The following is a 14,965-nucleotide window of genomic DNA, read 5'->3' as shown; positions in this document are numbered from 1 at the left end:
CATCACTCCGATTCTATAATTTTATTTTTGCTTACGAGATAGACGACATCGCTGTCTGGGCTGCCGATAGTTGTTCCTGCTTTAATGACGACATCTTCCATGATAACAGCATTATAGATGTTACAATTTTCTTCTATAGTGACACCTGACAGAATAACGGTACTGTTTACATTTGAGGTGTTTTTGATATGGATCTCATTGAAAAGGACGCAGTTTTCAACGTTACCTTCTATTGTACAGCCCTCGTTGATTAGCGAATTTGTAACACTAGCACCGCAAGAGATATACTGAGGCGGTAAATGCTTGTTTTTAGTGTAGATTTTCCAATTGCTATCATATAGGTCAAGTTCGTTATCTTCACTTAAGAGATCCATATTTGCTTCCCAGTAACTTTTTACTGTACCGACGTCTTTCCAGTAACCTTCAAACTGATAAGCGTAGGTTTTTTTACCGTCTGCCTTCATTTGTGGAATAATATCTTTGCCAAAATCACCTGCTGACTCCGCCTTTTTTTCCTCTGCAATGAGGTAGGCACGCAAAAGCTTCCAGTTAAATATATATATCCCCATTGAAGCGAGATTTGATTTTGCGTGTTTTGGCTTTTCTTCAAACTCTGTAATGAAATTGTCGGCATCGACATTTAATATACCAAAGCGTGATGTTTCTTCCCACGGTACTTGAATAACAGAGATGGTGATATCTGCTTTTTTTGCAATGTGGAAATCCAGCATCTTTGAGTAATCCATTTTATAAATATGATCACCCGATAGAATGAGCACAAACTCCGGATCGAGTTCATCGATAAAGCTAATGTTTTCAAAGATGGCATTAGAGGTACCTTTGTACCATCTGCCACCTTGTTCGTTGGTATAAGGAGGTAAGATTCTGACGCCACCAGAACGTCTGTCTAAATCCCAAGCGCTACCGATACCGATGTGTGAGTTAAGCTGATAGGGTTTGTACTGTGTGAGTATACCAACGTCAAATATGTTTGAGTTGGAGCAGTTGCTAAGAGGGAAATCTATTATTCTGTATTTTCCTCCAAAAGGGACTGCAGGTTTTGCAACCTCTTTGGTTAAGAGTTTTAGTCTGGAGCCTTGACCTCCAGCTAAAAGCATAGCGATCATTTTTCCTTCTTTCATACATTAATCCTCCTTATATTTGATAAACAAGCCTGAAAGGCCAGATAATTTGACTCTAATGGTATACGGACGATTGAAGCTTTTTTCTTTGGAAGCGACGTATAGGTTTTGGCTCGAAGCTTCTGTATCGTGACCGCCGTATTTAACATCATCCGTGTTTAGAATGACTTCATATTTGCCGGGATGATTGACGCCTACAGGATGCGCATTTCTTGAAACTGGAGTAAAGTTGAAGACTGCGATAATTTTACTGCCGTCGGATGCGATTCTTTCAAATGAAATGACGCTTTCATCTTGGTTGTCCACTTCGATCCATTCATAGCCATCATAGGTGGTATCTTGATCGTATAAGCCTGATTCATTTTGATAGATCCAGTTTAGATCCTTGAGGAAGTTTTTAACACCTCTATGTGAGTCGTACTCTAGTAGGTGCCAGTCAAGTGCCTTCCATTCGTTCCATTCTATAAACTGCCCAAATTCACTGCCCATGAAAAGCAGTTTCTTTCCGGGATGTGCATACATATAGCTGTATAGCAGACGCAAGTTTGCAAACTTTTCATTATAGTTTCCTGGCATTTTATCCAGTAGAGAATGCTTGCCATGAACAACTTCATCATGTGAAAGAGGTAAAACAAAATACTCTGAAAAAGCATAGGTCATCGTAAAGGTCAATGCGCGATGAAAGCCTTTTCGATACACGGGATCAAGTGCCATATATTCGAGGATGTCGTTCATCCAGCCCATGTTCCATTTATAGTTAAATCCCAAACCGCCTTCTGCTACTTTTCCAGAGACTTTAGCCCAAGCAGTGCTTTCTTCTGCCATCATTAGAACATCTGGATGCGTGTCAAGAACTGTGGTATTCATTTTCTTAATAAAATCAATAGCGTCTAGATTTTCAAAGCCACCATACTTGTTTTTGAGTAGCTTCCCTCCAAAGTTGAGGTAGAGCATATAGGCGACTGCGTCAATTCTAATGCCATCAATGTGGTATTTTTCAATCCAATAAAAGAGATTTGAAGTCAAGAAGGACTGAACCTCTGGTTTGCCATAATCAAAGTTGATGGTTCCCCATTGATCGTTATGCGCGCGATCGTATTCTGCAGACTCAAAAGTTGGAGAGCCATCAAAATAGTATAGCCCATGTGCATCCTTACAGTAGTGACAAGGCACCCAATCCAAGATAACGCCAATGCCATGCTGATGGCAGGTATCAATAAAGTACATAAAATCCTTAGGTGTGCCATAACGACTCGTCGGAGCAAAATATCCAGTGACCTGATAGCCCCATGAACCATCATAAGGATGTTCCATAATAGGCATTAGCTCTATATGTGTGAAGTTCATTTCTTTAACATACGGGATCAGTTCTTCCGCTAAATCGTGATAAGAGTATTGTGCGCCGTCGTGTTTTTTACGCCAAGAGAGCAAGTTTACTTCATAAATGCTCATAGGCCTGTGATGGTGATCGGTATGACTTCTTTTATGTAGCCATTCTGAATCATGCCAGTCATAACCGCTTAGGTCATAAAACTTTGATGCGGTATGCGGTCTTTCTTCGGCGTGAAATGCAAAGGGATCAGCTTTGTAAATGATCTGATGTGAAGCCGTTGTAATTCTATATTTATAGCGATCGTAAGACTGAACATAGGGCACACATATCTGCCATACACCACTGTCTGAGATGCGCTGCATCGGTAAATTATAATCGTTCCAGTCATTAAAATCGCCGACCAAATGAACTTCTCTCGCATTTGGTGCCCAAACGATGAATCTGACAGCTTCTGTATCAAAATGTTGAATGGCATGCGCACCAAAAAAGTTGTAGCTCATTTTGTTGGTGCCTTCATGAAACAAATGAACGTCGAGAGCACCTTCGTTTAAATAAAAATAGCCTTTCTCCATAATTGTCTCCCTTAAGTGTAGTTTTTGCATACTCAAACCTCCATTCATAGGATTTATATCCTAAATTACAAGGTTTCGTCGCTTTTTTTTAAAATATTTAGGTATTTTTGTGTTGCGATGGATTGTGGTTTGTTTTTATTGAGTAATATGCCAATCGCAATCGATGGAATCGGCTCTGAAATGTCGATTAAATGCAGCTCTCCCTTTTTTATATATGGGGCTGCCATGCGTTTTGGTACAAACCCTATGCCCATGCCAGATAAAATCGCTTCTATTATAACGTCAAAAGAACCAAACTCAAATGCAGTGACGAGCTGCTCACCATGCTCTTGATAAAAGCTTTCAAATATTTTCCGAGTCGTAGAGTTTTTCTCAAGTGCTACCAAGGGTAGCTCTCTGATATCAGATAAATGATTGATGCCCTTAATTGGCTTTGCGGATACTAAAACATGGTCCAGTCGATCGAGTGGGTGTAAGTCTAAATCATCATATGAAACATCTGGAGAAATGTTGATGATGGCCAAGTCCAATTCCCCTTTCTCAAGCTTCTCAACCGATCGTGGAGAAGGACGATTATTAATGGAGATTCTGACCTTAGGGTACTTATCGTGGAAATTCTTGATGGAATCAATTAAAAATAGTCGCGTGATGGTATCACTTGCACCAATAAAAATAGTCCCTTCATCAAGTGAACGAATATTATCAATCGCTTTTTCAGCAGAAAGGAAAAAATGATAGGCTTTTTCAACGTGCTGATAAAGAACGTCTCCTTCATAAGTCAATGAGACGATACGTCCTTGCCTGTAAAAGAGTGCAACTCCAAGCTGCGACTCTAATGATTTGATGGCTTGACTCACTGCGGATTGAGTAACATGAAGTGTTTGAGCCGCTTTAGAAAAGTTGAGTGCCTTTGCAGCGCAGTAAAAAATTTTGTAAAGTTCAAAATTAACCGATTGATGTTGCATATTGACCTCCCGGGTTAATAATTAACCCTGCTGATTGTTATGTAAATTTAAATAAGTCCAGCTAATGTTATTATACCAAGATAATGTCTATTTACACAAATAGTTATTTGAGAATTCTGAAAAATTGTTTCGTTAATGTTTGGTTAAAATATAATTAACAAACGTTTAATACATTTCTAACCTTATTTTAGTTAGATAACTATTGAACTTCGAGAAGAAAAGTGATATAGTTAACTTACAGAATAGTTAATGTTGTTAGTTTATCTCTCTTTCTTTCCATTAGGAGGTTATTATGAATTACTTGAATATACAAACAGGCATCGATGGCAGAATTATTTTCTTACCAGTTCACGATGAAGAAAAACAAGTGAAATCAAGAAAAAGCAAATAAGATGACTGTGACACAATCGGGGGTTTGTTAGATGAAAGAAATTAGAAATTTATGGCTGACACTTTGTGGTAAAGGTGTCAGCCAATTGGGTTCAAAATTATTTGGGTTTGCAATGAGTTATTATATTTTAAAATTAACTGGATCAGCTCAGAGTTTCGCAATTTCGTTACTCATTACAACACTCCCAATCGTTTTACTTAGTCCAATAGCGGGTGCTATTGCTGATAAGATGAGTAGAAAGACTCTCGTTGTTGGTGCGGATTTTATCAGTGGCATCGTGATGCTGTTGTTCTTTTTCTTTATTCCAAAAGCGGGTCTCAGTTTATGGATGATTTATTTAGCGGAGCTTGTCCTTGCAGTACTCTTCGTCTTCCTCAATAGTGCGTTTGGAGCAGCTTATCCGAATATTGTTTCAAGAAACAATTTGACAAAGATCAATGCGTATTCACAAAGCATGGACAGCATCTTATCGATATTATCGCCTATACTAGGAGGCATTATCTATGGGCTATTAGATATAAAACTCTTTTTCTTGATCAATGGCGTTTCATTTATATTATCATCTTTTAGCGAATGCTTTATTGACTTTAATATGTTTGCTACCACTAAAAAAGTAGCTTTAGAAAAAACTTCTATTATACAAAATCTTAAGGAAGGCTTTGGCTATGTCCTTAAGCAAAAGGCATTTATGACGATTGCTGCTTATGCACTTGTTATTAACTTTTTTCTTTCTGGATTTTCAATTATTCTTCCAGTAGATTTAATTACAACACATGGCATATCACCTGAGGTAAATGGGTGGATTCAAGCGGCATTTCCTATTGGTGCGATTATCATGTCAATCATAGTAGGGAAAAAGAACATTCAATTTTCACAATCACTATTCAGAAATGCGATGCTGTTGTTCAGTTTACTGCTATTTAGTTTTGCTGTACCCGTCTTACCAGGTGTCAACTTTGGGCTTTTAGTTCCTGGGTATTATAGTCTTATGATGCTTGGACTCGCGATGGTTGTGATATTGGTTAATGTGCCACTTCAGGTACTTTTTCAAGTGACCATAGAAGATGAATATAGAGGTAGAGCGATGGGCGTTCTTGGCGCTATGTCTCAAGGGGTTATGCCAATTGCATATATTTTAACTGGCGTCTTAATGGATGTTGTACCAAGCTATGCCTTACTGCTGTTTGATGCGGCTGCACTTGGCATCATTGCATTATCTGTACAAAAAAATTCAGCGCTAAAAGAGGTTGCCCTAACTGAAGGATAGTGTAATAATAGATTAGAATACTATTGTTAGGAGATCAATTATGGTAAAAAGCATACGCGTTAAAAGTTTGGATTTCGTATTCTCGATCAACCGTCTACTCGGGGGTCATGAATTTAGAAAAGAAATTAAGAAAATAGGGGTCGCGCCTTCTGAAGAGATTGAGGCGTTAATTGATGAACTGTCCTCGAATGTTTCTATGCGCGTATCTGAAGATTTGAAGCTCCTTTTTAAAAAATACTATCTAGACAGCTTAATTTACAATTTGGCGGTGAAGCATCCTGATTTACCACCGAGAGAGTTAATCGCATTAATCGAAGACATTGGTGCAGATCAGTTTTATGAAGCTTATATCAATGAGTTTGTTCGTCCAACTGAATCAACTGAAGCTTCCATTAAAGAACGAATAGAAAGCTTAATTGAGAATAATACAAGTCAAATCGTTATGTCTTATTCTCAACTTAAAAAGTTTAAACACGAAGCGCCTGAAATTTTTAAGCTGTGTGTGAATACCTTAAAAAGCTATGTTGAAACTTATGAATTAATAGAGGATCGTGTAAAGGAAATTTATAATCGTGAAATCGTTCTACTTGAAGCGGATATGATTGACGAAAATCGTTTTAGAAACAGTTATCTAATGATCCAGCTTGAAGGTGAGACGGATGCCATCAAGGAAATTACAGTTTGTATGACCGTGCTTGGAGAGTACATTTTAATGTATTCTATTCATAAAAGTCATCAAAGTCTCAATATGATTGTCGGCTTTGGCATGAAAAAAGTCATCTCAGACAAGGAAAAAACCATTGAGCAAGAAGTTTTTAAATCTCTTGGTGATCCAACCAAGCTTCTTATGATACAAATGGCTTCAAAGGAGCCAGTCTGTGCAAAGGATTACGCCAATCGATTAAAGCTTTCAAAAGCAACGATTAGCCATCATATTTCTATTTTGTTAGGTTTAAGACTCTTGTCTTTGAGCCTTCAAGAAGGTAAAAAAATGTATTATATCACCAATATTGAGATGATCAAACGGTTGTTTGATAACTTTATCAATGATTTGGAACAATGATAAAAATTCTTACTCGCTAGCAATCACTTCAAATATATCTTTACTTCTTTAAGCACTCTGAATAAGAGTGCCATTTTTTTTGATTTAGTATTAGCATGTCTAATGATATATATTATTAATATTAAATTTATTTATGCATATTTTCATGATACACTTAAGTTAACATAAAAGGATGTGCTGAGGAGGCAAAAATGGTTACTAGAGTATTGGTAGAAAAGAAAAAAGGGTTTGATGTTGAAGCGATTGCATTAGCGGGTGAACTCAAACACGATCTATATTTATCAGGATTAAAAAGTGTTAGAATCATCAATTGCTATGACTTTGAAGGCGTACCTGAGGATAAGCTTGAAACGGTAATTAATACTGTTCTTTCAGAACCGAACGTCGATCAGGTTAGGCTTTCTGATATAAAGATCGAGAGCGATGAGACGGCGTTTAGATATGCGCTTTTACCTGGCCAATATGACCAAAGAGCTGACTCGGCAGCGCAATGTATCGGAATTGTTACTTTGGAAAATAGAGCAGAGATTACAGCTTCAAAAATCATCGTTTTAAAAGGCACACTTTCAGAGGAAGAGGTCCTAAAGGTTAAGGCTTTCTTAATCAACCCAGTAGAATCAAGTGAAGTGGCACTTGAACGACCAAATAAAATAGCACTCGAGATGCCAATTCCTCAGCCAGTTGAAACCGTTAAGGATTTTATCAATCTATCAATTGAATCGCTCTTAAATTTTAGAAACCAGATGGGTTTTGCAATGACACTTTCAGATTTAGAGCACATTCAAAACTACTTTATAGATGAAAAAAGGAATCCAACGATTACAGAACTGAAAGTAATCGACACTTACTGGTCAGATCATTGCCGTCATACAACATTTATGACAGAGCTAACAGATGTAACTATAGAAGCATCAGAATACACGACGCCAATAGTGAAAGCTTATGAAAGCTATTTAAAAATGCGTGAGTCGATTTATGGTAACTCCGGTAGATTGATGACGCTTATGGATTTGGCGACAATTAACATGAAAACACTCAGAAAAAACGGTGGACTTGAGGATTTGGATGTCTCTGATGAGATTAACGCATGTAGCATTAAGATCGATGTAGACGTCAATGGTATAGATGAACCTTGGTTACTTATGTTCAAAAATGAAACGCACAACCATCCGACTGAAATAGAACCTTATGGTGGGGCTGCTACTTGCTTAGGTGGCGCTATCAGAGATCCGCTTTCAGGAAGAAGCTATGTTTATCAAAGTATGAGAGTAACAGGTGCGGGCAATCCCTTAACACCGATCGAAGATACACTTGAAGGAAAACTACCACAAAAAATCATCACACAAAAAGCGGCTGCTGGTTTTAGTGCCTATGGCAATCAAATCGGTCTTGCAACTGGTCATGTTGCTGAAGTTTACGACGATGGCTTTGTAGCAAAGCGTATGGAAGTAGGTGCCGTAATGGGTGCTGCACCACTTTCAAATGTAAGAAGAGAACAACCAGAGACAGGTGACTTAATTGTGTTAATCGGTGGCAGAACTGGACGCGACGGTGTCGGTGGTGCAACAGGCTCTTCTAAAGCCCATGATGAGGAAAGTTTAGTGGCTTGTGGCGCAGAGGTTCAAAAGGGGAATGCACCTGAAGAAAGAAAAATTCAAAGATTATTTAGAAATCCAAATATGTCAGCGTGCATTAAAAAGTGTAACGATTTTGGCGCAGGTGGCGTTTCTGTAGCCATCGGCGAGCTAGCGGATAGTTTGAAAATCAATTTAGATAAAGTACCAAAGAAATATGAAGGACTAGACGGTACAGAAATTGCTATCTCTGAGTCGCAAGAACGTATGGCGGTTGTGATATCACCAGAGGACTTAGATCAAGTTATGTTACTTTGTGATTCTGAAAATCTTGAGGCGACAGTAGTGGCAGAAGTAACTGACTCAGGCAGACTTGAAATGACTTGGCAAGGACAATCAATTCTTGATGTGTCGAGAGCATTCTTGGACACAAATGGTGTCAGAGGTACTAACTCAGTAAATATTACTGCTCCAAAGGAATTCTCATATTTTGACAATTCGTTCAACGGAGACGTTGTAAGTACATGGTTAAACAAGCTGTCGAGCTTAAATGTGTGTTCTCAAAAAGGGCTCGTTGAAAGATTTGATAATACCATTGGGGCAGCAACTGTATTGATGCCTTTTGGCGGTGTCAATCAACTGACACCTTCTCAAGCAATGGCAGCTAAACTACCGGTTTTAGGCGGAGAAACGAATACGGTCTCTATGATGAGCTATGGCTATCAATCAGAAATAGGTAAATGGTCACCTTTCCATGGTGGTGTTTATTCGGTAGTTGAATCTATAGCCAAGCTTGTGGCAATTGGCGGTGATTATAAAAAGGTTAGATTATCGCTTCAGGAGTATTTTGAAAAATTAGGAACTGATCCTGTTAAATGGGGAAAGCCAATGGCAGCGCTTCTTGGTGCGTGTGATGCTCAAGTGAACTTTAATACAGCTGCAATCGGGGGTAAGGATTCAATGTCTGGTACGTTTAAAGACATGGATGTACCACCAACGCTTATTTCATTTGCTGTCACTTACGGTAAAACTAACGATGTTATTTCACAGGAGCTTAAGAATAATAACTCAAAATTGGTTTTGTTTAACCCTTCTAGAGAAGCGGCAGACATGCCAAATTATGTAGCTTTAAAATTAGGCTATGATGTGATTTTATCTGAAATGCACAGTGGAAACGTACTTTCGGCATACGCTATTGGAGAAGGTGGCGTGGCGATGGCACTTTCTAAGATGGCTTTTGGTAATCGAGTTGGCTTTAAGCTTGAATCAAAATTACAAAGCACACTTTTTTCTCCTGAAATTGGCGCAATTGTAATCGAAGTCTCAAATGATTCGGTGGATCGCTTTACAATTAATGAAGGTTTTAGTCTTATTGGACAAACACAAGCTGCATTTGAATTTGTTGTTGGTGATGAGGTGATCTCAGGTAATGATGCGCTAAAGGCGTGGACAGGTACACTTGAGCCGATTTTTCCAACACAACACCACGATACAGGCATTGCCAAAACAATTTCATACACAGTGAGAAGCAATCGTAAGCCAGCTATACAAATTGCAAAGCCTAGAGTCTTTGTACCTGTATTCCCAGGGATCAACTGTGAATACGATACCATTAAGGCTTTTGAAAAAGCAGGTGCTACTGTCGAGTTTGAAATCTTTAGAAATCTTACGCCTGAAGCTGTAAAAGAATCAGTGGATCGATTTGCTGAGAAAATTAAAAAATCTCAAATTATTGCTCTACCAGGTGGATTTAGTGCAGGGGATGAGCCTGAGGGATCAGGTAAGTTTATCGCTTCTGTCTTTAGAAACCCGAAGCTATCAGAAGAAATAATGGCGTTGCTAAATTCACGTGATGGTATGATGTTAGGGATCTGCAATGGCTTCCAAGCTTTAGTGAAGCTAGGACTTTTACCTTATGGTGAAATAAGAGAGCTTTCTGAAGATTCCCCAACCTTAACCTTTAATAAGATTGGTAGACACGTCGCTAGAATGGCTTCAGTAAGGGTAGCTTCAGTCAACTCACCTTGGTTATCAAATGCAAATGTAGGTGAGATCTACCAAACGGCATTTTCTCACGGAGAAGGTCGTTTCTTTGCCGATGAAAAAACGATTCAAATTTTAGAGGCAAATGGTCAAATTGCGACGCAATATGTGGATCCAAATGGTCAAGCGACTTACGATGGCAACTATAATATCAATGGATCAGTAGAAGCGATCGAAGGCATTTTCTCGCCAGATGGTAGAGTGTTTGGTAAAATGGGTCACATTGAAAGAACCGCTGAAGGTCTTTACAAAAATATTTACGGTGAAAAAACTTTTGATATTTTTACCTCTGGTGTTTCATACTTTAAATAGAAAAATGACTTTAAAGCAAAAATAAGATGTGTTTTTTATAAAAAAACTACAAATAAATAGCTTTTGAAATATTTATGTTTCAATAATTAAAAACAGGACAAACTATTGCAAGTAAAAACGTTAAAGACATATTTCCATAATATGTCTTTTGTTTTTTTTGGATTTGTGTTAAAATCGAAAAATAGTCAAGGAGGTTTTATGAAGTTAAAGGTATTCTTTTTGATGCTTTTTTCATGCTTATTGATTTCTGGGCTTGGATTTGCAAGTGATGTCCTTGTGACCATCAATGACCAATTATTAGAAGACGAAGGGATTATAATAGAAGAGAATGGTATCCCATATGGTCTGCTATCCGAGTTCGCTCAAAGAATGGACATATCCTTAGAATGGCTCCCTAATGCTAAGTTTGCAGTGCTTAACATAGGCGAGGATTATGTCAGCTACAAAATGGATTCAAATCTAATCGTGATAAATAACAAATCAGATGAATTAACAAGTGAAAGTTTTGTAAAAGACGGTAGAATCTACGTTCCGCTATATTCGATTTGTGAAGTGATGGGAATTCAAATGACATGGGACCCTGAACTTGTACATGTAACATTGAGTCATCCGGAATTCAAGGTTGCTGCCAGCGAAGTAAGAAAAATGAATTATACTGAAGAGGATTACTACTGGTTGGCTAAGATCGTAGAAGCGGAAACCAGAGGTGGCTCTTTGGACAAAAAAACAGCTGTGGCAAATGTGGTTTTAAATCGCGTTGCCAGCCCTAAATTTCCAAACACTGTATATGAAGTTATCTATCAGCGCAATCAGTTTCCCCCTGCTTACAAAAGCAGTTTTCTGACAAAGGAACCGTCTCAAGCAAGCTTGATGGCGGCTAAAAGAGCCATGATGGGAATTGAAGTTGCACCAAACTGCCTGTATTTCAACTATATTCCGTTTTCAACAAAGGCGGACAGCTTTTATAAGTTGATTGAAGGCGATTACTTTTATTTCTAGATAAAAGGAAACTAGGTATAAGCATGATTGACGTTACTCAAATGAGTAACGTCTTTTTTTTTAGCCACAATCTCGCTTGTGGTAAAATCTGAGGGTTCGATGCCCGAAGATTTTTATTACTTGATTTCATAAGAACATTATTTATATACATTTTTGGGAAAAAGGCGTATAATCTAAATAGAACATACGTTCTGTTTGGAGGGTGTTATGGAAGCTTTAAAAAAACTTGAAATCTTAGCGGATGCTGCAAAATATGACGTGTCTTGTTCTTCCAGTGGCAGTGAGCGAAAAGCTGTAAAAGGGGCACTTGGTAATGCTGCATTACCAGGGATTTGTCATAGTTTCGCTGAAGATGGGAGATGCATATCGCTACTCAAAATTCTATATACCAACAAGTGCCTTTACGACTGTGCATATTGTATCAATCGGGCAAGTAACCCAGATATGCTGAGAGCAGAGTTTACGCCTGATGAAGTAGTGGATCTAACCATCAGCTTTTATAGAAGAAATTACATTGAAGGATTATTTTTGAGTTCTGGTGTGGTAAGATCACCAGATTACACCATGGAGCAGCTTTTGGCAGTTGTCAAACGATTAAGGGAGAGAGAAAGGTTTAATGGCTATATCCACCTTAAGGGGATTCCTGGCGCTGATCCTAAGCTGATTGAACAAGCTGGCCTTTATGTGGATCGGATGAGTATCAATATTGAGCTACCGACGACCAAAAGCTTGAGACTTTTAGCGCCTGAAAAAAATAGAAATGAAATGATTGCACCGATGCAGATGATCAAAGAACGCATCGTCGAAAATAAATCTTCCATCGTTAGATACAAACACACGCCTTCTTTTGTTCCAGCGGGTCAAAGTACACAGCTTATAGTAGGGGCGACGGATGAGGTTGATTATAAAATTATAAAAATTTCTGAAGCGCTCTATAATCGTATGTCGCTAAAACGCGTCTATTATTCGGCGTATGTTCCTGTTGGAAAAAACGCTATTGTTTCAATGTATCACACGGATGCGTTAAAGCGAGAGCATCGTATTTATCAAGCGGACTGGCTTTTGAGATTTTATGGGTTTACCGCAGATGAAATTCTAACAAAGGAGGATCCAAATCTCGATATGGAGATGGATCCTAAATGTCAGTGGGCGGTTAGGAATCCACAGTTATTTCCGATGGAAATCAACAAGGTGAGCCTGCTTGAGCTGCTACGCATTCCTGGGGTTGGTAATGTAACAGCAAGGCGAATTATGGCTGCTAGGCGATTTGGACCTGTCGGTTTTGATGCTTTAGTGAAAATGGGTGTTGTAATGAAGCGTGCGAAATATTTTGTTACTTGCAATGGAAAGTACTTTGGTGACATTGATTTGGAACCGAGAAAGTTAAGAACGCTTCTTATAGAACCGCCTAAAAAAGGTGCGAATCAGCTGAAAATGTTTGATCTATATCCAAGTGTTTTCAATTCAGGGGGTGGACAGAATGGTTTATCTATTTGATGGTAGCTTTGAAGGCGTACTTTCAGCGGTGTATGAAATGTTTTATGCTAAGGCAAACCCTGAAAATGATCAGCTATGTATTCGAGCGCTCTATCAGTATGATCTGTTTGATCAAGTGGTGGAATGTCATACAGTTTCTGAGTATGCGGGAAAAGTAACTGCATCTATCATCGAAACTTTTGGAGAAGAAGCATTTCGAAGGATTGGCTATGCCTATTTGTCTGAGGACGAACAGTTTGGGACGAAGCTGTTTAGAGCCTTAAAAAAAGCTTATAAGTTTGGTGGCAATGGATTAGAAAACTATTCTGAAGAGGCGATTATGACCCTTTATAAATGCTATAATGCAGTCGCTAGAGAGTCACATCGAATGATTGGTTTTATTCGCTTCGCAGAGCTCGAAAAGGGAATTTACTATAGCCAGTTTGAACCTACCTACGATTTGTTGGCATTGGTGGTGCCGCATTTTGTCGATCGTCTTGGCGATCAACTCTGGGTGTTACATGATACAAAAAGGCGGAAAGCGGCTTTTTATAACAAGACAGAGGTTCACTTTAGTGATCTTGATCCGGTGGAATCACTTTATTATTCCAGCCGAGAGGAGAAGTATCAGAAAATGTGGCAAGCGTATTTTGATCATATAGCAATTGATGAACGCAAAGACAAACGTAGACATATGCAAATGATGCCTAAGAAATACTGGCAGTTTTTAACCGAAAAAAAAGCCAAGTAAATTTTTACTAAAATAATTGATTTTATTAACTCATGTGATATGATAGTCTTAAGTAAACGAATCTATTCGGTTAAAGGAGAATCATATGATATTGGTTTTAGGAGGCGCTGGCTATATCGGTAGCCATGCTGTAAGACAACTGATACAAGCTGGTGAGTCAGTAATCGTTGTCGACAACTTGGAAACAGGACATAAAGAAGCGGTAAATGAAGATGCAAAATTCTATCAGGTTGATATAAGAGATGAAGCAGCACTTAGAGCAGTCTTTGCTGAAAACAATGTTGAAGCAGTAATGCACTTTTGTGCCAACTCACTCGTTGGCGAGTCAGTACACAAGCCAATCAAGTATTTTGAAAATAATGTAGGCGGTGCAATTAATGTTTTAAAGGTCATGCAGGAATTTAATGTAGATAAAATTGTCTTTTCATCTACTGCTGCTGTTTACGGCGAACCTGATCAGGTACCGATTTTAGAAACGAGTAAAACGGATCCAACGAATCCTTATGGCGCATCAAAGTTAATGATGGAAAATATGTTTAAATGGGCAGATCATGCGCATGGCATTCGTTATGTTTCACTAAGATACTTTAATGTCGCAGGAGCGGATCAAACGGGTGAAATCGGAGAAGCACATGGTGTTGAGACACATCTGATTCCTTTGGTGTTACAAGTACCATTGGGACAGCGCGAGTTTATTACGGTATTTGGCGATGACTATCCAACGAAAGATGGCACGTGTATCCGAGATTATGTGCATGTGATTGATTTGATTGATGCACATATAAAAGCGCTTACTTATTTGAGAAACAAGGGTGAGAGCAATGTGTTCAATCTCGGAAGTGGCGAAGGATTCTCAGTTAAGGAGATTATTGAAGTGGCAAGAAAAGTGACTGGACATCCTATTCCTGAGAAAGTAGATGCACGTCGTGCTGGCGATCCATCAACTCTAATTGCATCTTCAGAAAAGGCAAGGTCGGTTTTAAAATGGGATCCCCAATATACTAAAGTTGAAACGATAATATCTGATGCATGGCGGTTCCATCTGTCACATCCAAATGGATATAAAGCGTAGTGGAG

The 14,965-nt window shown here is 38.6% G+C and carries 10 protein-coding genes; 7 read left to right on the top strand and 3 right to left on the bottom strand.

Features of this window, described 5'->3' with window-relative positions; all coding sequences use genetic code 11:
* Positions 1-2: 2 nt before the first annotated feature.
* Genes AC4PID_RS06165 through AC4PID_RS06155 form a run of 3 tightly spaced genes read right to left on the bottom strand, consistent with a single transcriptional unit; the run spans position 3 to position 4,012 of the window.
* A complete protein-coding gene (locus AC4PID_RS06165) occupies positions 3-1,142 on the bottom strand; it encodes a glucose-1-phosphate adenylyltransferase (protein WP_492134689.1) in 1,140 nt (379 codons plus the stop codon).
* Positions 1,143-1,145: 3 nt separating this feature from the next.
* Complete coding sequence (gene glgB, locus AC4PID_RS06160) at positions 1,146-3,077, bottom strand: 1,4-alpha-glucan branching protein GlgB (protein ID WP_492134688.1); 1,932 nt, start codon at positions 3,075-3,077, stop codon at positions 1,146-1,148.
* Between the two features lie 35 nt (positions 3,078-3,112).
* Positions 3,113-4,012, bottom strand: coding sequence for a LysR family transcriptional regulator (locus tag AC4PID_RS06155; RefSeq protein WP_492134687.1), 900 nt, complete (start codon positions 4,010-4,012; stop codon positions 3,113-3,115).
* A gap of 422 nt (positions 4,013-4,434) precedes the next feature.
* Here AC4PID_RS06155 and AC4PID_RS06150 point away from each other — a divergent pair, with 422 nt between their 5' ends.
* The 7 genes from AC4PID_RS06150 to galE all read left to right on the top strand — a co-directional run bounded on the left by AC4PID_RS06150 (position 4,435) and on the right by galE (position 14,960).
* Complete coding sequence (locus AC4PID_RS06150) at positions 4,435-5,670, top strand: MFS transporter (RefSeq protein ID WP_492134686.1); 1,236 nt, start codon at positions 4,435-4,437, stop codon at positions 5,668-5,670.
* A 40-nt stretch (positions 5,671-5,710) separates the two neighbouring features.
* On the top strand, positions 5,711-6,733 hold the full coding sequence (locus AC4PID_RS06145; RefSeq protein WP_492134685.1) for an ArsR/SmtB family transcription factor: 1,023 nt from the start codon (positions 5,711-5,713) through the stop codon (positions 6,731-6,733).
* Positions 6,734-6,924: 191 nt separating this feature from the next.
* Positions 6,925-10,662: a phosphoribosylformylglycinamidine synthase gene (locus AC4PID_RS06140; RefSeq protein WP_492134684.1), complete on the top strand. Its 3,738-nt coding sequence runs from the start codon at positions 6,925-6,927 to the stop codon at positions 10,660-10,662.
* Positions 10,663-10,860: 198 nt separating this feature from the next.
* A complete protein-coding gene (locus AC4PID_RS06135) occupies positions 10,861-11,661 on the top strand; it encodes a cell wall hydrolase (protein ID WP_492134683.1) in 801 nt (266 codons plus the stop codon).
* Positions 11,662-11,868: 207 nt separating this feature from the next.
* The gene (locus AC4PID_RS06130) at positions 11,869-13,158 is read left to right on the top strand and encodes a putative DNA modification/repair radical SAM protein (protein ID WP_492134682.1); all 1,290 of its coding nucleotides are present in this window, start codon (positions 11,869-11,871) and stop codon (positions 13,156-13,158) included.
* Complete coding sequence (locus AC4PID_RS06125) at positions 13,142-13,888, top strand: TIGR03915 family putative DNA repair protein (RefSeq protein ID WP_492134681.1); 747 nt, start codon at positions 13,142-13,144, stop codon at positions 13,886-13,888. The genes AC4PID_RS06130 and AC4PID_RS06125 overlap by 17 nt, the downstream gene beginning before the upstream one ends.
* An 85-nt stretch (positions 13,889-13,973) precedes the next feature.
* Positions 13,974-14,960, top strand: a complete 987-nt coding sequence (gene galE / locus AC4PID_RS06120; RefSeq protein ID WP_492134680.1) for a UDP-glucose 4-epimerase GalE — start codon at positions 13,974-13,976, stop codon at positions 14,958-14,960.
* Positions 14,961-14,965 lie beyond the last annotated feature (5 nt).

The sequence above is a fragment of the Fusibacter sp. QWL-12 genome (assembly GCF_058683495.1).
This window is presented reverse-complemented; position numbering and strand designations above follow the sequence as displayed.